Genomic DNA, 21,487 nt, shown 5'->3' with positions numbered 1-21,487 from the left:
GCGGACTTGCATTTGACCAGGGACGGGGAGGTTCCATGGCGGTTGATCACGATCGTGTGCGATTGTTGTCGCGCTCGACGGACACGATTGCCGATGTGACAGAAGGCCTTTCGACTACCGATTCCGTGACGTCGTTGCATGCTTCTGCCAGAGTAGTGAACCCTGGGCCGCTGGAGGATCTCGAGTTTCGCATATCGGGAATCAGCCCGTGCGAATCGCGGCCCGATAATGATCTCAATGTCATGTGGACTCACAGCTGCTCAACTCCTCAACCGATAGCGATTGACAAAATAAACCTTGCCAACTCGCCACGAGTGCGCGGCATCGATATTCGACATATTCAAGAGTTGATCGAAGCAGGTATCACTCTTCCGCCAATTGTCGTCAACCGAGAAACAATGGAGGTGATAGATGGCGCTCACCGGCTTATGGCAGCGCGTAAACGCGGCGAATCGACAATCAATGTCTCATTTTTCGATGGCTCCGAAACAGATGCCTTCTTGTTCGCCGTCCAGGTTAATGCCGAGCAAGGTTTGCCGCTTTCCCGCGAAGACCGTTTGGCGGCAACACATCGAATACTTGAGACCCACGGAACGTGGTCCGATCGAATGATCGCGGAGCTGGTTGGACTGTCAACAAAGACTGTCGCTTCGATTCGGTCTTGTTCAACTGAGGAAGACTCTCGGTTGAACAAGCGCCTAGGCCGGGATGGCAAGATGCGGCCAGTCGACAGTTCAAATTCCAGACAGCGCGCAGCAGAGCTTTTCAAGTCAAACCCCAATGCCTCTTTGCGAGAGGTAGCCAGAGCGGTAGGACTATCGCCTGCGACCGTCAAAGATGTGAAGAATAGAATGTCGCCTGATGAGACTTCCTCCACTGCCCAGCAAGTTTCTGGTTGCGTAGGTGACACCACGTCGGCGACTGTAGTGGATGTTTTGCTGAATAGTCTTCGTCGGGATCCATCGATTAGGTCGAACGAGGACGGGCGGGCGCTCCTTCGCCTCCTCGTGGGCACAGTCAACCGCCGAAATAGCAGTAATTCTATTCAGGCCATTCCGGCACATCAGGTATCAACAGTTGTTCAGGTTGCGAAAGTTTGCGCAAATATGTGGCAGGACTTTGCCACTCAACTTGCCACCCGTGATGTCCCGCCAGAGTAGTTATCTGTACAGGCATCCCGGGCAGTGGATGTACTCACCACTTTCTGACCGAGTGACCGGTCCCCGATGACGAGACCACCCGGGAATAGAGCCAGGTGATTTCGTACCGTGTTCAAATTTATCTCGCAGGTCACCGGGTGGTGGAGTGAGTGCAGGCCGCAGCATACTCGGTCGGAGTCAGGTAACCCAGCGCCGAATGCCGGTGCCGCGGTTGTGGTCGGCCCTGAAATCGCCGATCACCATGTAGCAGCGACTCGCGGGTGTGTTCGTCGATCATCGACACGATCTTCACCGCCCGACCCTCGACCGTGAAATCGAATGGGAAATCCATCGCCCACACCACGAGGTGCCGGCGCGCTTGTCGACGGCACGGTGATTGGCGGCTGGGCTCAGAATTTCACTTGGCGATCTCCCGCAACGCGTACTTCTCCAGCTCGGCGTCCGCGAGCAGCCGCTTCAAGCGGGCGTTCTGCTCGCGGAGCGCTCCAAGTTCCTTCGCCGCGTCGGTGTCGACCCCACCGTACTGGCGGCGCCAGATGTAGAGCGTCGCTGGCGATATCCCGATCTCGGCGGCGATTTCCTCCCCCGTCTTACCGGCGGCGGTCAGCTCGTCGGCTCGCCGCAGCTTCTTCCACCATGTCCTCTGCGGAGTGCCGCTTACGTCCTGCCACGGCGATCAGTGTCCCTTCTCCGCCCTCACCAGGCCGAACAGGACTCCAATGCCGAGTTGTCGCATTAACTGGGAAAGGCCTATATATGGGAGTTGAGCATCCATTGCTCAACTGAGGGCGCCCTGAAATAGTCGCTATTATCACTCAGCTCAAGGCAAGGAGAACGACATGAACAAAATCCATAGGATTGCCTCGATCATCGGCGCAGCCGCTGTAGTGCTTGGAGTCGGTGCAACGTTTGCGGGAACAGCGTCCGCTATCAATGTCCCTACTCCGCTGCATTGCGGAGAACAGGCTTTCCAAGAAGTTCACGAGGGCTACATCTATAGGTATGAACTTATCTCCCAGAATGGAACAACCTATTACTACGGCGTATCTGTTCCGAACGTTCCTGCGGGCTGGGTACCGGTAGGAGAGGTGGCCTGCACCGCAGGATATCCAGCCGACTACCCGCACTACTGAGTCAACAATCGGCGATCTCGCCAGACAGCGCCCAGCTTCTCCTGACTGGTTCCAGCCAGGAGAAGCTGGGCGTTATCGCCCGGAGGAGTGACTTATCGCTGATCCGCCTATCAGCGACTGACCGATTTCCGGTACTGGATCTGAGCTAAAGGCACGAACACGAGCAGGATCACCACGACCCAGGCCAGCGTTGTGATCACCGGGTGTTGCATCGGTATCGCTTCCGAGGGCGGTTCCAGCGGATTGGTGTTACCGAACAGTTCGCGTACAGCTTGGGCCAGTGCCGATACGGGGTTCCATTCCGCGAACACTCTCAGCGGTGTGGGCAAGGATTCCAGCGGTACGAACAAGTTCGATACGAATGTCAGCGGAAATATCACCATGAAGCTGGCGTTGTTGAACACCTCAGGAGCGCGGAGCAGCAGGCCGACCACGGCCATCATCCAGGACAGTGCGTAGGCGAACAACAGCATCAACATGTACGCGAGCACCGCATCGAAAAATGATCCACGGATCCGCCAGCCGACAACTAGACCTGTCAACGACATCACCACCAGGCTGACGATGTTGATGACCACGTCGCTGACGGTGCGGCCGACCAAGACCGCAGAAGGCGCCATCGGCAGTGACCGGAACCGGTCGATGATGCCTTTTTGCATATCCTCAGCCAAGCCTGCGCCGGTGAACGTGGCGCCGAAAACCACTGTCTGAGCGAAGATACCTGCGATCAGGAATTCGCGGTAACCACCTTCGACGCCAGGAATACTGATCGCTGAGCCGAAGATGTAGGCGAACAGCAGCACGAACATGATCGGCGACATCGTCGTGAAGATCAGCACGTCGGGCACGCGCTTGATCTTGATGACATTGCGTTTGGCGATGGTGACGCTGTCGCTCACCACCATCGACAGTCGTTCGCCGAGGCTGGGCCGGTGTACCTCGGTCTTGTCGAGTGCGACGCTCATCAGTTCTTTCCTTCCGCGGCGCCCACGGTCTCCGACTCGCGATCACCGTTGACGAGTTCTTCGGCCTCGTGCCCGGTGAGCGTCAGGAAGACGTCGTCGAGCGAGGGTCTGCGTAGTGCGACATCGTTGATGTCCACCTTGTTCTCGGTGAGCCTGCCGATGGCGGTGACCAGGTCCTGCGAACCATCGGCCACCGGCACGATGAGCTTGCGCAGGCCGGGTTCGAGATGGATCTCGCCATCGGCGAGCCCACTGAGCACCTGCTGGGCGACGGCCAGTTGGTCGACGGCGCCGACGGTGAGCTCGATCCGGTCGCCACCGACGAGGGCCTTGAGTTCATCGGCCGTGCCGCGCGCGATCACCTTGCCGCGGTCGATCACCGCGATCGAATCGGCGAGGCGGTCGGCCTCGTCCATGTACTGGGTGGTGAGCAGCAGTGTGGTGCCGCCTGCGACGAGCTCCTCGATGACATCCCACAGATCGAGCCGGGCCCGCGGATCGAGACCCGTGGTCGGCTCGTCGAGGAACAGCACCGGCGGATTGGCCACCAGTGCGCCCGCCAGGTCGAGGCGCCTGCGCATACCGCCGGAGTAGCCCTTGACCGGGCGATCGGCGGCGTCGCTGAGCCGGAACCGGTCGAGCAGTTCGCGGGCCCGTTCCTTACTGCGCTGGGTGCCGAGGTGGTAGAGCCTGCCGACCATCTCGAGATTCTCGAAGCCGGTGAGGTATTCGTCGACCGCGGAATACTGGCCGGAGGCGCCGATGCGCGAGCGCAGGGCCTGTGGATCGTTGAGCACGTCGATGCCCGCGACGGTGGCGGTGCCCTCGTCGGGGATCAGCAGAGTGGTGAGAACGCGAACAGTCGTGGTCTTTCCCGCGCCGTTGGGGCCGAGAAGCGCGGTGACGGTACCTTCCGGAACGGACAGGTCGAGTCCGTCCAGGGCGACGAGCTGCCCATACCGTTTGACCAGACCCTCGGCGACGATTGCGTCGGGCATGATTCTCCTGAAGTCGTGTTGGCGATGTTTTGCCCAGTATTGCCCTACCCACCGACAAGTCGCATCCCAAATTTCAGCGGGCCCGCGCATCACATGTACACATTTGTTCGACATGCCGACGCGATGCGACACGCGGCGAATCGGACTGATTTTCTGTCGCAGAGCACGAACGAATACGTCGGTTCCCTGGGTGGTTGCCAGGCGTGGCCCGAGAACATGTTCACCGGCAATTCCCCGTAAAACCTTGCGTACCAGCCGATTCCGCTGTCGGTAAGACACCTGACAGGTACCGAGCGCCCATATCGGCCCCACACCGCACCCCGGACCACCACCGATGCCCCCTCCGACACCCGGAAAATCTCGCCAACTCGCCAGGTGCGCGCACACCAATTCCGCGCGTATCGCGTAGGATCGTTCACGTCGGCCCCTCCCCCCCGGGCCGACCCTACGCGGGCCTCGGCTAACTCCCCCCCTTCGCCGAGGCCCGCTCCCCATTTTCCGGCAAGGTCGCAGCTCGGCAGACCACCCGATGCGCACCGACACGCCGAGCGTTACAGTCCGGCCACGTTCCGGCGATCACCCGGCTACCAGGGTTATCGTCTGCCCATGGTGCCTGGTCGCGGTGCGATCGCCGGGGTCGTCTTGTCGATGACGATCCTGGTCGGCTGCACCGGTTCCACCGACGACGAACCCCCCGCCGCGACGCCCTCCGCCGAGGTCCCGCCGAATCAAGTCGCCGGTGTCGCCCTGCCCGCCGACGCGGTAGACAAGGCCATCGGTCGCCTCGACGAACTGGCGGGCTCGCTGATGGACTCCAGCGGTATCCCCGGCATGGCAGTGGCCGTCGTCCACGGCGGAAAGACCGTGTACGCCAAGGGTTTCGGTGTTCGCGAGGCAGGCGGCCCGGACAAGATCGACGCCGATACCGTCTTCCAACTCGCCTCGGTGTCGAAGTCGCTCGCCGCGACCGTGGTAGCCAATCAGGTCGGCGCGAACACGGTCGAGTGGACGACCCCGGTGGTCACCCACCTCCCGTCGTTCGCACTGGCCGATCCCGCCACCACGGCCCAAGTCACCGTCGGCGACCTGTTCGCGCACCGCAGCGGCTTGCCCGACCACGCGGGAGATCGGCTCGAAGACATCGGCTACGACCAGGCCGCGATCCTCGACAAGCTGCGTCTCGAGCCCCTCGACCCGTTCCGCATCACCTACCACTACACCAACTTCGGGCTCACCGCCGCGGCGGAATCCGTAGCCGCGGCGGCCAGAAAGGACTGGGCCCAACTGTCGGCCGATGCCCTCTACACCCCGCTCGGCATGCGCGACACCAGCTCTCGCTTCGACGACTTCCGTGCCCGTCCCAACCACGCGGTGGGGCACGTGAACATCGACGGTGAATGGGTCGCTCGCTACGTGCGCGACCCCGACCCCCAGTCCCCCGCGGGCGGTGCGAGCTCGTCGGTGAACGACATGGCTCGCTGGCTGACGATGCTGCTCGGCGACGGCACGACGGGCGCGACCACCATCGCCCCGCCCGAAGCCCTGCTGCCCGCCGTCACACCCCAGATCGTCTCGGCGCCGCCCACGACCCCCGCCGCGCGGGCAGGCAACTACGGATACGGCTTCAACGTGTCGGTCTCCTCGGCGGGTCGCACCACCAACAGCCATTCCGGCGCCTTCGCCCTCGGCGCGGCGACCAACTTCCTGGTGATCCCCTCCGCCGACGTGGCCATCGTCGCGCTGACGAACGCGGCGCCGCTCGGCATCCCGGAGACCCTGACCGCCGAGTTCGGCGATCTGGTGCAGTTCGGCGAGGTGCGCGAGGACTGGCGCGGGCTGTACCGCGAGGCGTTCGCCGCGGCCGACGCACCGGAAGGCGACCTGTCCGGCAAGACAGCCCCGTCCGATCCGGCTCCCGCACAAGCACTGTCGACCTACACGGGCACCTACGACAGCGATTACTGGGGCCCCGCGACGATCTCGGCGACACCGACGGGCCTGGTCCTCACCATCGGTCCCGCGCGGCAGGAGTACCCGCTCCGGCACTGGGAGGGCGACACCTTCGCCTTCGAGCCGAGCGGTGAGAACGCACCGCCCGGCAGCCTCTCCTCGGCGCGGTTCACCGACGGCAGGCTGACCATCGACTACTTCGACGAGAACGGCCTCGGCACCTTCGCCAGAAGCGGTTGATCAGGCGAGCGCGCGCCATGCCGTCGCCAGTCGCGCCGCCCGCACCTTGCCCGCCACCCCGAGCAGCGGAACGTCACGCTCCCAGCGCTTCCTGACTTCCGGGTCCACCGGCGCCCACAGCGGCTCCAGTTCGGTACGCAAGCCGGTCAGCCGATCGAAGAGACCGCCGAGCGCGATGTGCACACCCGGCGAGCTCGGATCCTCGCCACCGACCCCACGGACCGCCGCAAACAGCGCCAGCAGCTGTTCTACGGGCTCAGCGGGCCACTGTGACAATCGGGCCACCCGAACCAGCTGACCGAGCACAGCGGCCACCACGTGCAGGTCCTCGACCGTCCGGAACGGCTTCAGATAGTCCGCGTAGCCGTCACCGGGCAGCACTTCGCCCGGCGCGGCATCGAAAGCGACTTCCGCGTGCGGGATCTCGGGCGCGAACGGCAGCGTGGGCAACGGCGACACCGCGGCGGCGGCGCCGGCGGGCACCAGCACAGCTCGCAGGATCGGCCTGCCGTCGGGCTGGGTACCGGAGCGGGCGATCACCAGGAACCGATCGGCGAACGCACCGAGCGTCGCGAAGGATTTCGTCCCGCTGACGGCGCCGTCCTCGTCCACCGTGGTGGTCATCGTCGACGGCCGCGCACCGGCGGTTTCGGTCGCGCACATCGAGGACAGCTCGGCGGGATCGAGCGAGGGCACCAGCGCGTGCAGCGCTTCCTGATATCCCCCGAGAAACGCGGGACCTGTGCCTGCACTGTCGAATCCGGCGATCGCCGCGCGGTCGATGGAATTCGCGAAATCGTGGGACCGGGCGCGGTGACGTGCCCATTCCGCCGCGAAGTCAGTCGAAACCGAGTCGACGGGGGTGGCGGTGAGGAGAAAATCGAATACCGAGGAATTCACAGATGTGGAGCCTAGGGGAATCGAACCCCTAACCCCTGCCTTGCAAAGGCAGTGCTCTGCCAATTGAGCTAAGGCCCCTTACTGGTCGCTGACCAGTTGGCAACCCGAAATCAGCGGGTGGTGACCTCGCGCCAGAGGTCTGCGTCGTCGCGCTTGCGGAATTTGTTGACACCGATGAGAACGGCGATCACAACACCGACCATGAGGACAATCTTCATGATTCCCACCCTACTGTGCTGTTCGGGAGTGGGCCTAGGAGGACTTGAACCTCCGACCTCTTCGTTATCAGCGAAGCGCTCTAACCGCCTGAGCTATAGGCCCGAACTCATTTCGATCCCCTGCCGGAGCAGTGAACCGCAACGAGAAACGAGGTTACCTTACCTGGCTGCCGATAACCAAAACGGCCGGTCAGGCCCAGTTTCCTGAGCCGACCGGCCGTTCGGGAAAACCCAGTTCTAGTCGGGATCAGCCAGGGTTACCTGGATGCCGCCGACCAGATCGCAGCACTGGTTGTAGATGAACACGCCGACAGTGGCCAGCGCGGTGAACAGCACCACGTTGATCAGGCCGATCACACCCGCGTAGCCGAACACCGTGCCCGCGTCGATCAGGCTCGACGAGTTGCCCTCCGGGTTCAGCATCTCGCCCAGCGAGTTGTCCAGGTTGTCCCAGACGCCCATGCCGGCCAGGACGATGTAGAGCAGGCCGACGGCCAGCATCCACACGAAGAACAGTGCGACGCTGATCACCAGCGTGATCTTCAGGGTCGACCAGGGGTCGATCCGGCGGATCTGCACCGTCGCGCGTAGGGGCTCACCCGACGCGGCGGCCGCGATGGCCACCGGTACCGCGGGCGAGACCGTGCCCGCCGCGGCTGCCCGCGCACTCGGCCCCTGGTTGTAGTGCTGCTGGGGCTGCGGGGCCATCGGTAGCCCCGGCGGCGGCGCCACCGGCGCCTCGGGCGCCGGGTGGCGCACGTCGGACAGGTCGGGCATGTCCTTGACCAGTTCCGGACGCGCGATACTGCGGGTCGGCCCGTCGATACCGACGGACTTCACCATCGCCGCTTCTTTGCGGGCCGCCTTGGCCGCCAGGTCAGCGGTGGTGCGCGCGTTGGACGCACCGCTGCCCTTGAGCCCGCCTGCCGCCGCCCCGGACGAGGGCCGGCCCTGGCTCGGCGCTTCGCCGGGCCGGTACAGGTTCGACTGCGGTTCACGCTGCGGCAGCTGAGCCCACCCGTCCTGGTAGGGCGAGGATTTGCTGCCCTTACCGTCGAGCGAATCGGCACCGGCCGCACCGGATTCCGGCGCCGCGCCCTCGGTCGGACCGCCCTGGCGTGGGATCGGCCGCGGCGGGATCGGAGACGTGGCGATTCGCTCGGTGACGCCGTTGGTCTGGTTCCGATCGTCGTTCGACTGATTCGGTGTGGTCAATGGAATCCTCAGATCCGTTCGTTGCCGCCGCTATTTGGTGTGTTACTCCGAAGCCACGTCGCCGAGGAGCTGATCGGGATCGGGCTCGTCGGCGTTGCGCGCGATCGCTAGCAAGGTATCGCCATCCGCGAGGTTCATCAATCGCACGCCCTTGGTCTGGCGTCCGGCCTTACGAACCTGCTTGGCCGCGGTGCGGATGACGCCACCACTGGAAGTGATCGCGTACAGCTCGTCCTCGTCGTCGACGATGAGCGCACCCACCAGGCTGCCACGTTTCGGGTCGTACTGGATTGTCAATACGCCTTTTCCGCCCCGACCCTGGGCTGTGTACTCCTCGATCGCCGTGCGCTTGGCATACCCACCAGCCGTCGCGACAAGCAGATACGTCTCCAGACGCACCACGTTGAGCGAGAGCAATTCGTCGTCGGTGTTGAAGCGCATGCCCTGCACGCCGGAGGTGGCCCGACCCATCGGACGCAGGGCCTCATCGGTGGCGGCGAAGCGGATCGACTGGCCGTGCGCCGAGACCAGGAGCAGGTCGTCGTCGGACGAGCACAGCACCGCACCGACCAATTCGTCGTCGTCGCGCAGGTTCACCGCGACGATGCCGCCGGAGCGGTTGGAGTCGAAGTCTGTGAGTTTGGACTTCTTCACCAGGCCCGCGCGTGTCGCGAGCACGAGGTACGGAGCGTCCTCGTAGGTCTTGAGCTGGATGATCTGGGCGATCTTCTCATCCGGCTGGAAGGCCAGCAGGTTGGCCACGTGCTGTCCACGCGCGGTCCGGTTGGCCTCGGGCAGCTCGTAGGCCTTGGCCCGGTAGACGCGACCCTTGTTGGTGAAGAACAGCAGCCAGTCGTGCGTGGATGACACGAAGAAGTGCTTGACGATGTCGTCCTGCTTGAGACCAGCGCCCATGACGCCCTTGCCGCCGCGCTTCTGCGAGCGGTAGAGATCGGTCTTGGTGCGCTTGGCGTAGCCGGTCTCGGTGATCGTGACCACCACGTCCTCGCGCGCGATCAGGTCCTCGTCGGCGACGTCACCGTCGGCGGCGATGATCCTGGTCCGACGGTCGTCGCCGTACTTCTCGACGATCTCGGCCAGCTCGTCGCGCACGATCGCGCGCTGGCGCTCGGGCTTTTCGAGAATGTCCTTGTAGTCGGCGATCTCGATCTCGATCTTGGCCAGATCGTCGATGATGCGCTGACGTTCCAGGGCCGACAGCCGACGCAGCTGCATGTCGAGGATGGCGGTCGACTGGATCTCGTCGATGTCGAGCAGCTGCATCAGGCCGGTGCGCGCGGTATCGGTGTTGGCCGCGCCGCGGATCAACGCGATGACCTGGTCGAGCATGTCGAGGGCCTTGACCAGGCCGCGCAGGATGTGGGCCCGCTCCTCGGCCTTGCGCAGCAGGTAGCGGGTGCGCCGGACGATGACCTCGAGCTCGTGATTCACGTAGTAGCGAATCATCTGGTCCAGGCGCAGGGTACGCGGCACGCCATCGACGATCGAGAGCATGTTCGCGCCGAAGCTGGTCTGCAGCTGGGTGTGCTTGTAGAGGTTGTTCAGCACCACCTTCGCCACCGCGTCACGCTTGACCGTGACCACGATGCGCATGCCGACACGGTCGGAGGACTCGTCGTGGATATCGGAGATACCCGCGATCTTCGCGTCCTTCACCTGCTCGGCGATGGAGTTGACGAAGTTGTCGGTGTTGACCTGGTACGGCAGCTCGGTGATGACGATCGTGGTGCGACCACGCGCGTCTTCCTCGATCTCCACCACACCGCGCATGCGGATGGAACCGCGACCGGTGGTGTAGGCGTCGTGGATGCCCTGGCCGCCGACGATCAGGCCGTGGGTCGGGAAGTCGGGGCCCTTGACCCGTTCCATGCAGGCGGCGAGGGTGGATTCCTCGTCGGCCTCGTAGTTCTCCAACGCCCAGTAGATAGCCTCGGCCAGCTCGTTGAGGTTGTGCGGCGGGATGTTGGTCGCCATACCGACCGCGATGCCGTTGCTGCCGTTCATCAGCAGGGCGGGCACCCGCGCGGGCAGCACGGTCGGCTCCTGCGAGCGACCGTCGTAGTTCGGAACGAAATCGACCGTCTCCTGGTCGATATCGCGCAGCATCTCCATCGCGAGCGGGGTCAGACGGCACTCGGTGTACCGCATGGCGGCCGCGCCGTCGTTGCCGCGGGAACCGAAGTTGCCCTGGCCGTCGACCATCGGGTAGCGCAGCGACCACGGCTGGGCCATGCGCACGAGGGTGTCGTAGATCGACGAGTCGCCGTGCGGGTGGTAGTTACCCATGGTCTCGGCGACCGGACGCGCGGACTTCACATAGCCGCGATCGGGGCGGTAGCCGTTGTCGTACATCGCGTAGAGCACGCGCCGGTGCACCGGCTTGAGGCCGTCGCGCACGTCGGGCAGCGCGCGGCCCACGATCACGCTCATGGCGTAGTCGATGTAGCTGTTCTGCATTTCGGTCTGGATATCGACCGGTTCGGTCCGGTCGCCCGCACCGCCGGACGGTGGCAGCGTGGTCTCAGTCATCAAATCTCCTTCGAGGGGCCGACATGCGAGCGGGCGCGCCCATCAGGCGCTGCGCCGCTTACACATCGAGGAAACGGACGTCCTTGGCATTGCGGGTGATGAAGCTGCGACGTGCCTCCACGTCCTCGCCCATCAGCACGGAGAACAGCTCGTCGGCCGCGGCCGCGTCGTCGAGCGTCACCTGACGAAGTACCCGAACCGCGGGGTCCATCGTGGTTTCCCACAGCTCCTTGGCGTTCATCTCGCCCAGACCCTTGTAGCGCTGGATGCCGTCGTCCTTGTTGATCTTCTTGCCCGCGGCGAGACCGGCCTCGACCAGCGCGTCGCGCTCACGGTCGGAGTAGGCGAACTCCGGGTCCGAACGCATCCACTTGAGCTTGTACAGCGGCGGCTGGGCCAGGTACACGTGACCGTGCTCGACCAGCGGACGCATGAAGCGGAACAGCAGCGTGAGCAGCAGCGTCGCGATGTGCTGACCGTCCACGTCGGCGTCGGCCATCAGGATGATCTTGTTGTAGCGCAGCTTGGCGATATCGAACTCGTCGTGGATACCGGTGCCGAACGCGGTGATGATCGACTGGACCTCGTTGTTCTTGAGGACGCGGTCGATGCGGGCCTTCTCGACGTTGATGATCTTGCCGCGCAGCGGCAGGATCGCCTGGTACATCGAGTCGCGGCCCGACTTCGCCGAACCACCGGCGGAGTCGCCCTCGACGATGTAGATCTCACACTTGCCCGGATCCTTCGACCGGCAGTCGGCCAGCTTGCCCGGCAGTCCGCCCAGGTCGGTCGCCGACTTGCGACGCACCAGCTCACGCGCCTTACGGGCGGCCATCCGGGCCTGCGCCGAGGACACCGCCTTCTGCACGATGGTCTTCGCGTCGGCCGGGTTGGCCTCGAACCAGTGCTGCAGGTGCTCGTTGCAGGCGCGCTGCACGAACGACTTGACCTCGGTGTTGCCCAGCTTGGTCTTGGTCTGGCCCTCGAACTGCGGCTCGCCGACCTTGACGCTCACGATGGCGGCCAGGCCCTCGCGGATGTCGTCGCCGGTGAGGTTGCCGTCCTTCTCCTTGAGGAGCTTCTTCTCCTTGGCGTACTTGTTGACCACCGTGGTGAGCGCCGCGCGGAAGCCCTCTTCGTGGGTGCCGCCCTCATGGGTGTTGATCGTGTTGGCGAAGGTGTGGACCGACTCGGAGTAACCCGAGTTCCACTGCATCGCGACCTCGAGCTCGTGGCCGGTGCCCTTGACCGTGTAGCCGACGACCGAGTTGTGGATGGCCGACTTGGTGCGGTTGATGTGGCGGACGAAGTCCACCAGGCCGCCCGGGTAGTGGTAGGTGCGGGTCTTCACCTTGTGCTCGGCCGCTTCCGCGGCGACCACCTCGGCGTCCTTGGGCGCCTCGGCGGTCTCACTGACCACCTCGTCGAGGACGTCGCCCACGGCGACCCGCTCATCGGTGAGCTTGATGGTGAGGCCCTTGTTCAGGAAGGCCATCTCCTGCAGGCGCCGCGCCACGGTCTCGAAGTTGTAGGTGGTGGTCTCGAAGATGTCCGGGTCGGCCCAGAACCGCACCGTGGTGCCGGTGGCCTTGGTCGCCTCGCCCTGCGCGAGCTTGCCGGGCTTGGCGTCCTTGTAGGTCTGGGTCCAGTGGTAGCCGTCGACGTCGATCTCGACCTCGACCTTGGTCGAGAGCGCGTTCACCACCGAGATACCGACACCGTGCAGACCACCCGACACCGCGTAGGAGTCGGAGTCGAACTTGCCACCGGCGTGCAGCTGGGTCATGACGACCTCGATCGTCGGCACGCCCTGCGCGTGCATCCCGACCGGGATGCCACGACCGTCGTCGATCACCTCGACGCCGCCGTCGGCGAGCAGGGTCACCTCGACCTTGGTCGCGTAGCCGGCCATCGCCTCATCGACCGAGTTGTCCACAACCTCCCAGATGAGGTGGTGCAGACCGCGTTCACCGGTGGACCCGATGTACATGCCAGGGCGCTTGCGCACCGCCTCGAGGCCTTCGAGGACCGTGATGGAAGAGGCACCGTAGCCTGAATTGTTGCCCGATGCGTTGGAGTCGTTGGCAGCCACTTCTCGGTAGCTCTCCTTACTTGCTGATCCCTGGCGCAGCGATCCGGGCAGCACGCGCACGGCTCGGAAGGAGCCATCAGATATCACGGACTGCACAGCACGCGCCGAAGGTTCGCCGCTGGTTACGTCACCATCCTACTGGTAAGCCCAACTTACAGTGCACCTACGACACCCCTGGCGTCGCCGTGAATGCAAGAAATCGCTCAACCGCGAGACATTTCCGCCTCTACGGGGATTTTGACGGTCGTGGGAGCGAATAGGCGGGCTCGTCCGAGGCGATGGTCACGTGGTGCGAGATCCGGCATGTCGCTCTGGGTAAAAGTTATCCACAGGCGTTGTGCACATGTCCACAACTCGAGGCGTGAGAGCGAGGCAGGCACAACGGATCTCGCCCCGGTCACCGCGCGGCTACCCGTAGGTATCGCGCGGGCCACGGCCCTTGATGTGTCGATCGCCCTTGCGCCAGCTCGGCGCGGCGGGGCCGGTGATGCGCAGGGAGGTGACCACGCCGTGACCGACCGCGGCATTGATCTTGGCCAGGATCTGGCTCTGCAACATGCGCAGCTGGGTGGCCCACGCGGTGGACTCCGCGGCGATCTTGAGCACACCGCCCTCTAGGGTCACCGGGGTGGCGTGTGAGGCGATGTCCTCGCCGACCACCCGTGGCCAGCTGCCGAAGACGGTGCCCTCGGCTACCTTGCCTGACCAGCCACGATTCTTCGCCAGCGAGCCGCTGAGCGCGCCGAGGAGCTGGGGATCGCGGGCATCGGGGCCCGCCCCGGACCAACCGCTGCGACGCCTGCCGCCTGCCCGCAATTTGCGTACCGGCGAAGCCCTGCCCTGCCCGATGGACTTGCCACTCGCCTTGGCCGCGGCACGCGCCTCCTCCAGCGCGCGACGGGCCAGATCGATGCCGCGCAGCTCCGGTGCGGGTTCTTCCGGCACGGGTTTCCGCCTTCCGGTGTCGAGGGTGGCCGAGTGTGGATGGAGTCTACGCCGGAGCGCCGACTGGCTCGTCGAGCACCGATCCGGCATATGTCCAGCATGTTGCCGGTTTTCCACAGGGGCTGGGGATAACTATCGCGATCTGTGCATATCTTCGGCGTGTTCGACGACTTCGGTGACGATCTGTGAGGTACGTCGGTCGGCTTCGCCGGTCGTTTGCACACGCAACGGTTCGGCGGCCAGTTCCGACGGCACGTCCTCGGCCACCGCGGCCGTGATCAACACCTGCTCGGCGCCCGAAGCCACCTCCGCGAGCGCGGCGCGGCGACGACGATCGAGTTCGGCGAACACGTCGTCGAGCAACAGCACCGGTTCGGAACCCTCGCTGCGCAACAGCTCGAACGAGGCCAACCGCAGCGCGAGGGCGAACGACCAGGATTCACCATGGCTGGCGAAGCCCTTCGCGGGCGCGCTGCCGAGCAGCAACTCCAGATCGTCGCGATGCGGGCCGACCAGACAGACCCCGCGATCGAGCTCCCGGTTCCGTGCGGCGGCCAGCTCGCGCAGCATGATCTCGTGCAGCAGTTGCGCGTCACCGGCCTCCGGCGCCCTGGCCGGATCGAGCAGTTCCGGCGGGAGATACCCCGAGCGGTAAGTGATTGCGGCAGGACGTGATTCGGGTGCGATCGACCGATATGCCTGGGACAGATGGGGATACAGGTCGTGTACCAGGCGCAGCCGTTCGGCGAGCAGTACCGCCGCGTGGTCGGCGAGGTGTCCGTCCCACACGTCCAGTGTGCTCAGATCGGAACGCGAGCGCGATTGGCGCCCGGCGGTTTTCAACAGGGCCGAGCGTTGGCGCAACACCTTGTCGTAGTCGGCGCGGACACCGGCGAGCCTGGGCAACCGGGCTGTGGACAACTCGTCGAGGAACCGACGCCGCTCCCCCGGATCCCCACGCACCAGCGCCAGATCCTCCGGCGCGAACAAGACGGTGTGCAGAATCCCCAGGATTTCGCGGGAGCGGCGCACCGGCGAGCGGTTGATCTGCGCGCGGTTGGCACTACCCGCCTTGAGCTCCACGTCCACGCGCAGTTCCCGGCCGGTGTTCACCACGGTGGCCCCGATCCTGGCCTGGGTGGCGCCCATCCGGATCAGTGGCGCGTCGGCGGAGACCCGGTGCGAGCCGAGCGTCGCCAGATAGCCGACCGCCTCGAGCAGATTCGTCTTGCCGTTGCCGTTTGCCCCCAGCAGCACTGTGCGCCCTGGGGACAACTCGAGGTCGGCGTGCTCCCACGAACGGAAATCACGGACCGACAGCTCACGAATGAACATATGGGCTTACCGGCGCCTGCCGGCTCAGCCGGGCAGCCGGACCGGCATCAACAGGTAGATGTACTGGCTCTCCAGCGCCGCGAACGCACCCGACTCGAGCACCTTGGGCTCTTCGTCGGAGGCGGGCAGCAGCACGGCGGGACGGCTGGGGGTGGTGAACCCGAAGGTGACCCGGTCGGTGTGCAGCGCGGCGAGGCCCTCGGTCAGGTAGCCGGGGTTGAACGCGATGGTGAGCGGTTCGCCACGGAAATCCGCCTCCAGCCATTCCTCGGCCCGGCCCGCGTCGTCCCCACCCGCTGACAACAGCACGCCGTCTGTGGAGAACTCGAGCCGCACCTGGGCACCGCGCTCGGCCACCAGGGCGACGCGCTTGATCGCCTCCGACAGCACGGCGACGGGCAGGGTGGCGATGGAGGTGTGCTCCTTGGGGAGCAACTGGCGGAACTTGGGGAATTCCGCGTCGAGCAGTCGGGTGGTGGTGCGCCTGCCGCCGTTGACGATGCCGAGCAGGCCGTCGGCGCCACCGCCGCTGCCCAGCGACAGCTGCACCGGCGCCTCGGCCGCACCGAGGGTCTTGGCGGCCTCGGACAGCGTACGCGCGGGGATGAGCACCGCGGTCTCGATATCGGAGCGGGTCGGCTGCCACTGCAGGTGGCGCACGGCGAGGCGGAAGCGGTCGGTGGCGGCGAGCACCACATCGTTGCCCTCGATCTCGACACGGATGCCGGTGAGCATCGGCAGCGTGTCGTCACGGCCGGCGGCGACGGCGACCTGGCCGACGGCCTCGGCGAACACGTCGACGGTGACCTCACCGGTCTGCTGCGGTACCTCGGGCAGCTGGGGATAGTCCTCGACCGGCATGGTCGGCAGGGAGAACTTCGCGCTGCCACAGGCGATGAGCACGCGGGTGCCGTCGACGGAGACATCGACCGGCTTGTTCGACAGCGACTTGGTGATGTCGGCGAGCAGGCGACCCGAGACCAGCACCTGACCGGGACCGGCGACCTCGGCCGCGACGCGCATCTGCGCGGAGACCTCGTAATCGAACCCGGAGACCGTCAGGCCGTTCTCGTCGGCCACCAGGAGCACACCGCCCAGAACAGGCACCGGAGGCCGGGACGGGAGACTGCGCGCCACCCAGGCCACCGATTCGGCGAAGTCCTCTCGGGCGACCCGAAACTTCATGCTCGCAAGCTCCATCGCCCGATTTGTCCTCTCCGAGTTTCGAATCCGTGTGCGGGGGTGTGTCAGCGGAGTTGAACTGCTGTGTCGGCCGCGCACTGAGTCTCGCACAACCGACCGACAACCAAACGGTACCCGTGCAGCGCGCGAACTCCGCATCGACCCTCCCGGTCGATTCCTGTTCGTCGAACTACCCGTGCTCCTCCTTGCCCGCCTGTGAGTGGACAACCGACGAAGCCGAGCCTCCCCAACCGAGTTTCCACACACCCTGTTTTAAAAGAGTTCTCTCTAGAAGGAGAACTGAAGTAGTAGTAGGCACTGTGGAATCTGTGGATTTCGATCGAATCCGCAGGTCAGAGCGCTTGGTGGCATGGGGATGGCCTTGGGGTGACTCGAGGATGAATCGGCGGTGGCTGTGGAGGGGCGGAGTTGTCCCCATTCCATCCTCGAGTTGTCCTCGAGTTGTTCCACCGGATTCACCCAGTTGTTCACACATCGGGCCAGCCTGGTGGCAACGGTGGGGATTCCTCGAGGACTCCACAGGGACTCCTCGAGGAATCCACAGGCCGGATTCGGTGACATCGCAGGTCACCGCTAGTGCACAGGTGTTAGTGGAGCGTCTTGTGGATGATGTGGACAACTGCCTGTGCATGAACGCTGCACACCCGTGCCCAACACCCTGTGCACCGACCGGTGCACAAAGGTGTGGATTCCTCGAGGAGTCCACAGGAATTCCTCGAGGAATCCACAGGGCAAAAAAGAACACCGCCCCAGGTCAGGGCGGTGTTCGGGGTTGGGGATGAAATCAGCGGGAGCGCTGTTTAATTCGGGCTGTGAGTTCTTGGACCTGGTCGTAGACGCGACGGCGCTCAGTCATCTCCTTGCGCACTTTTTTCTCCGCGTACATCACCGTGGTGTGGTCGCGACCGAACGCCTGCCCGATCTTGGGCAGCGACAGATCGGTGAGCTCACGGCACAGGTACATCGCGATCTGGCGGGCTTGCGCGAGCGGACGCGCCTTACCCGGCCCGGTGAGCTCTTCGAGCGTGGTGTTGAAGTACTCGGCGGTGACGGCCATGATCGTCGCCGCGTTGATCTCCAGGGCCGCGGTGTCGGGCATCAGGTCGCGCAGCACCACCTCGGCCAGCGAGAGGTCGAGCGGCTGACCGTTGAGCGAGGCGAAGGCCGTCACCCGGATCAGCGCGCCCTCGAGCTCGCGGATATTGCGCTCCACCCGGCTGGCGATCAGTTCGAGCACGTCGTGCGGCACATCGAGCCGGTCCATCCGCGCCTTCTTACGCAGGATCGCGATGCGAGTCTCCAGCTCAGGGGGCTGCACATCGGTGATCAGGCCCCACTCGAAGCGGGTCCGCAGCCGTTCCTCCAGGGTGGCCAGCTGCTTGGGCGGGCGATCCGAGGACACCACGATCTGCTTGTTCGCGTTGTGCAGGGTGTTGAAGGTGTGGAAGAACTCCTCCTGGATGCCTTCCTTGCCCTCGATGAACTGGATGTCGTCCACCAGCAGGATGTCGGTCTCGCGGTAGCGCCGCTTGAACGCGACCTTGCGGTCGTCGCGCAGGCTGTTGATGAAGTCGTTGGTGAATTCCTCGGTGGAGACGTACTTCACCCGCATGCCGGGAAACAGTCGCTGCGCGTAGTGACCCGCCGCGTGCAGCAGATGGGTTTTGCCCAATCCCGAAGCGCCCCAGACGAACAGCGGGTTGTAGGCGCGTGCCGGCGCCTCCGCGATGGCGACCGCGGCCGCGTGCGCGAACCGGTTGGACGCGCCGATGACGAAGGTCTCGAACGTGTACTTGGCATTGAGACTGGCCGACGAGGACGACTGCGGCGGCGCCTCGGGCGACTTGTTGAAGTAGGTCGGCCAGTTGTTGCGGTTGCTGACCACCGGTTCGTCGTCGACCGGCTGGGCGCCGGGCTGGCCGGGGAACGGCTTGTCCTGGCCCTCGTTGCTGGACTCCTCGGCGCGGGCCGGTGTGGGCTCCTCGGACGGCCTGCGGTTGGGCGCGCGCTGCGCAGGCGGCTCGGGAGTGAACAGCGACTCCTGCCCGGAGTGGTCGCGGCGCGGCGCTGAGGCCTGCTCACGGCGTGCGGGCGGTGCGGTCTCGGGGACACGCTGGTCCGGACGCGCACCACGGAACTCACCGCGGCCGCCGAACTCGCCGCCGGGGTAGTCGGGTGTCGGGTACGCCACGGTCGGCTCGAAATCGGTGCCGGGGAACTCGTTGCGTTCACCCTGGTACTCGGGTTGCTGGGAGTAGTCGGAGGGTGGCTGCTTGTACTCCGGCTGCTGGCCGTACTCCGAGGGCGCCTGCTGGTATTCGGACTGCTGGCCGTATTCCGACGGGGCCTGCTTGTACTCCGACGGTTGGCTGAATTCGGCCGGTGCCTGCTGGTATTCGGGCTGTTGCTGCTGGTACTCCGGTTCGATCGGGTACTCGCGGTGCCCCGCGTAGTCGTTGCGCTCGCCGTACTCGCCGGCCTGCCCGGGGTACTCACGGCCGCCGTAGCTGTTCGGGTACTCACCATTGGCCGGATAGTCGGGCGAGGACTGATAGTCGTTGCCGTACTCGCCGCCCTGGACGGGGTACTCGCCCGCGCCGTAGCGCGGCCTGCCGTACTCGCCGCGGGCGGCGTAGTCGGGAACACTGAAATCGGGACCGGGATAACCGGCGGGCGGACGGACCTGCTCGCGCGGACGTTCCGGCCTGCTCGTCATCCTGGCGTGCCGAGGCGAACTACCGGCCCGCTCCCCCGCGGCCGGGCTCGGCGCGGCGATGCGCACGCCGAGTCCTTCCACCTGGGGACCCAATCGGCGGGCGAGCGATCGCAGGATCGGCTCGCGCAGATCACGCTCGATCGCCTCCTGTGCCAGCGACGACGGAACCGACAGCAACGCGAAACCCTGCGCGACGGTGAGCGGCTTCACCAGCTTCAACCAGGCCTGCTGTGCGCGACTCACCGCGGGGATGGCGCCGTCGGCCGAGCCGGTGGTGAGTTCGGCAACCACCTCCGGCCACACTGTGGCCAGCACGTTCTGCTCGTCGTCCATACAGCGTCCTCCCCGGACCGGTTTGTTGGGGCCCACGGCCTTCGCGCACGCCGGAAACCACCCGTGAACAGGTGTATTCCAGTGATCCTGCGTACAACCGAAGCCGGTTCGAACGCTGTGGTCCGGTGATTCCGGACTGCGGCGCGGGCACCGACGGCCCTACGAATATGCCACTGCGGCCGTCTGTCCACATAATTATCCACAGATGTGGACAAACCTGGGGATAAAGGAATTCTGCCAGCGTGTGGCAGTGAATGGGGCTGGACCTGCGGTTCTTCAGCAATCCCCCGGCTACAGAGGTTAGCTGGCCGCGTCACGCAACGCCAGGGGTGTGGAAGAACTCACGAAAAGTGGCCGGATGCGTCACTGTAGCCCGGGCGTGTCGTGCCTGGTCGGGCCGATCCCCTGGTCCATTCGGGAGTCCGGTAGCCTTGACCCGTGCCGGTGACAGGTACGTGGGGGCCGAGTTTGACCCGTTCCTTCGGGGTAAGTACCCTCGTACAGTCACCCCTTGGCGCGGTTGGCGGCTGTCTGCTGCACATCGATCGCCAAGGCAATCTGTGCGTAGACCGCGGTCCGCAGCGCAGACAAATCATTTGTACAGACTTCGGGCGCCGAATGGTGCCCACCTACTACAGGAGTGTTGACCGTGGCCAAGGGCAAGCGGACGTTCCAGCCGAACAACCGTCGTCGGGCGCGCGTCCACGGCTTCCGTCTCCGGATGCGGACCCGTGCGGGTCGCGCCATCGTCGCGGCGCGTCGCCGCAAGGGCCGTACCGAACTGACTGCCTGATCGCGCGTAGTCGGACGCTCGGGTGTTGCCTGAGCCGTATCGGTTGCACCACCGTGCCGAATTCTCCCGCACGGTGCGCCGCGGTCAGCGAATCGGGAGGCGAGATCTCGTCGTACACGCGCTAACGCACGGGTACGACGATGTCGCCGACGGCGATTCCCTGGTCCGCGTAGGCGGTCCTCGGTTCGGGCTGATTGTCAGCAAGGCGGTGGGTAACGCGGTGGTTCGCCACCGGGTGGCCCGCCGCCTGCGTCATATGTGCGCCCAGGTGGTCGACGAACTGCCGGTCGGCACCGACGTCGTGATCAGGGCCCTGCCCGGCGCCGCTACCGCTGATTCCGCCGAGTTGCTGCGCCAGCTGCGCACCGGCCTGCGCAAGCTCGGCTTGCGCGGGGAACCGGAGCTCGCGCTCGGTCGCACCCCGGCCGGTGAACGGTGATGAGGACCCTCACCCGCCTACCCGCGAAAGCCTTGATCTCGCTGATCGAGCTGTACCGGACCTATGTCTCCCCCACCCGGATGCCGATCTGCCGGTTCACCCCCACCTGCAGTGAGTACGCGGTGACTGCCTTGCGTACCCGCGGGCTGGTCGTCGGATCGGCGTTGACGGTCGTGCGGCTCGCGAAATGCGCGCCCTGGCACCCTGGAGGGTGGGATCCCGTGCCTGAGCGCGGGTCGAAAGCCTGCACACAGTCATCGCCCGCGCTGATCGGCGATACGAACGACGGGAGTACCTAGAGC

At 65.1% G+C, this 21,487-nt stretch carries 18 protein-coding genes and 2 tRNA genes; 6 read left to right on the top strand and 14 right to left on the bottom strand.

What is annotated here, in order from left to right; genetic code table 11:
* Nucleotides 1–35: 35 nt before the first annotated feature.
* Complete coding sequence (locus QX204_RS32320; protein ID WP_301904238.1) at nt 36–1,160, top strand: ParB/RepB/Spo0J family partition protein; 1,125 nt, start codon at nt 36–38, stop codon at nt 1,158–1,160.
* A 397-nt stretch (nt 1,161–1,557) separates the two neighbouring features.
* On the opposite strand, the gene QX204_RS34495 is transcribed toward QX204_RS32320, so the two are convergent.
* A complete protein-coding gene (locus tag QX204_RS34495; protein ID WP_367620210.1) occupies nt 1,558–1,737 on the bottom strand; it encodes a transposase in 180 nt (59 codons plus the stop codon).
* Between the two features lie 262 nt (nt 1,738–1,999).
* Between QX204_RS34495 and QX204_RS32315 the strand changes: the two genes are divergently transcribed.
* The gene (locus tag QX204_RS32315; protein WP_301904237.1) at nt 2,000–2,293 is read left to right on the top strand and encodes a hypothetical protein; all 294 of its coding nucleotides are present in this window, start codon (nt 2,000–2,002) and stop codon (nt 2,291–2,293) included.
* Nucleotides 2,294–2,403: 110 nt separating this feature from the next.
* Here QX204_RS32315 and QX204_RS32310 read toward each other — a convergent pair whose 3' ends face one another.
* Together QX204_RS32310 and QX204_RS32305 are read right to left on the bottom strand one after the other, a co-directional pair.
* Nucleotides 2,404–3,198 (bottom strand): ABC transporter permease, encoded by a 795-nt coding sequence (locus QX204_RS32310; protein WP_301908188.1) that lies wholly within the window; start codon nt 3,196–3,198, stop codon nt 2,404–2,406.
* Between the two features lie 59 nt (nt 3,199–3,257).
* Nucleotides 3,258–4,256 carry an efflux ABC transporter ATPase subunit, DrrA-related gene (locus QX204_RS32305; RefSeq protein WP_301904236.1) on the bottom strand — a complete coding sequence of 333 codons (999 nt, stop codon included), beginning with the start codon at nt 4,254–4,256 and terminating at the stop codon, nt 3,258–3,260.
* Nucleotides 4,257–4,862: 606 nt separating this feature from the next.
* Here QX204_RS32305 and QX204_RS32300 point away from each other — a divergent pair.
* Nucleotides 4,863–6,446: a serine hydrolase gene (locus QX204_RS32300; RefSeq protein WP_301904235.1), complete on the top strand. Its 1,584-nt coding sequence runs from the start codon at nt 4,863–4,865 to the stop codon at nt 6,444–6,446.
* On the opposite strand, the gene QX204_RS32295 is transcribed toward QX204_RS32300, so the two are convergent.
* The 11 genes from QX204_RS32295 to dnaA form a co-directional block, all read right to left on the bottom strand.
* Complete coding sequence (locus QX204_RS32295; RefSeq protein WP_301904233.1) at nt 6,447–7,346, bottom strand: acyl-CoA dehydrogenase family protein; 900 nt, start codon at nt 7,344–7,346, stop codon at nt 6,447–6,449.
* A 5-nt stretch (nt 7,347–7,351) separates the two neighbouring features.
* Nucleotides 7,352–7,424, bottom strand: a tRNA-Ala gene (locus tag QX204_RS32290).
* A gap of 32 nt (nt 7,425–7,456) precedes the next feature.
* Entirely contained in the window at nt 7,457–7,564 is a 108-nt protein-coding gene (locus QX204_RS32285; protein WP_214516728.1) for a DLW-39 family protein, read from the bottom strand.
* Nucleotides 7,565–7,593: 29 nt separating this feature from the next.
* Nucleotides 7,594–7,667 (bottom strand) — tRNA-Ile (locus tag QX204_RS32280).
* A 134-nt stretch (nt 7,668–7,801) separates the two neighbouring features.
* Nucleotides 7,802–8,779 carry a DUF3566 domain-containing protein gene (locus tag QX204_RS32275; protein WP_301904232.1) on the bottom strand — a complete coding sequence of 326 codons (978 nt, stop codon included), beginning with the start codon at nt 8,777–8,779 and terminating at the stop codon, nt 7,802–7,804.
* A 42-nt stretch (nt 8,780–8,821) separates the two neighbouring features.
* A complete protein-coding gene (gyrA, locus tag QX204_RS32270; RefSeq protein WP_301904231.1) occupies nt 8,822–11,329 on the bottom strand; it encodes a DNA gyrase subunit A in 2,508 nt (835 codons plus the stop codon).
* 58 nt (nt 11,330–11,387) lie between these two features.
* Nucleotides 11,388–13,421, bottom strand: coding sequence for a DNA topoisomerase (ATP-hydrolyzing) subunit B (gene gyrB, locus QX204_RS32265; RefSeq protein WP_301904230.1), 2,034 nt, complete (start codon nt 13,419–13,421; stop codon nt 11,388–11,390).
* A gap of 408 nt (nt 13,422–13,829) precedes the next feature.
* Nucleotides 13,830–14,366, bottom strand: a complete 537-nt coding sequence (locus tag QX204_RS32260) for a DUF721 family protein (RefSeq protein WP_301904229.1) — start codon at nt 14,364–14,366, stop codon at nt 13,830–13,832.
* A 132-nt stretch (nt 14,367–14,498) separates the two neighbouring features.
* Nucleotides 14,499–15,701: a DNA replication/repair protein RecF gene (gene recF / locus QX204_RS32255; RefSeq protein ID WP_301904228.1), complete on the bottom strand. Its 1,203-nt coding sequence runs from the start codon at nt 15,699–15,701 to the stop codon at nt 14,499–14,501.
* 24 nt (nt 15,702–15,725) lie between these two features.
* The gene (gene dnaN, locus QX204_RS32250) at nt 15,726–16,901 is read right to left on the bottom strand and encodes a DNA polymerase III subunit beta (RefSeq protein WP_301904227.1); all 1,176 of its coding nucleotides are present in this window, start codon (nt 16,899–16,901) and stop codon (nt 15,726–15,728) included.
* A 787-nt stretch (nt 16,902–17,688) separates the two neighbouring features.
* Nucleotides 17,689–19,953, bottom strand: coding sequence for a chromosomal replication initiator protein DnaA (gene dnaA, locus QX204_RS32245; RefSeq protein ID WP_301904226.1), 2,265 nt, complete (start codon nt 19,951–19,953; stop codon nt 17,689–17,691).
* A 649-nt stretch (nt 19,954–20,602) separates the two neighbouring features.
* Between dnaA and rpmH the strand changes: the two genes are divergently transcribed.
* The 3 genes from rpmH to yidD are packed head-to-tail and all read left to right on the top strand — an operon-like array spanning nt 20,603 to nt 21,484.
* Nucleotides 20,603–20,746, top strand: coding sequence for a 50S ribosomal protein L34 (gene rpmH / locus QX204_RS32240; protein WP_082843828.1), 144 nt, complete (start codon nt 20,603–20,605; stop codon nt 20,744–20,746).
* Nucleotides 20,747–20,768: 22 nt separating this feature from the next.
* Nucleotides 20,769–21,185, top strand: a complete 417-nt coding sequence (gene rnpA / locus QX204_RS32235) for a ribonuclease P protein component (protein ID WP_301904225.1) — start codon at nt 20,769–20,771, stop codon at nt 21,183–21,185.
* Nucleotides 21,185–21,484 (top strand): membrane protein insertion efficiency factor YidD, encoded by a 300-nt coding sequence (gene yidD / locus QX204_RS32230; protein ID WP_301904224.1) that lies wholly within the window; start codon nt 21,185–21,187, stop codon nt 21,482–21,484. The genes rnpA and yidD overlap by 1 nt, the downstream gene beginning before the upstream one ends.
* The last annotated feature ends 3 nt before the right edge of the window (nt 21,485–21,487 follow it).

The sequence above is a fragment of the Nocardia sp. PE-7 genome, from assembly GCF_030486425.1.
Classification (GTDB): Bacteria; Actinomycetota; Actinomycetes; order Mycobacteriales; family Mycobacteriaceae; genus Nocardia; species Nocardia salmonicida_A.
Note: the sequence above shows the minus strand (reverse complement) of the source record. Positions and strands in the feature narration are given on the sequence as shown.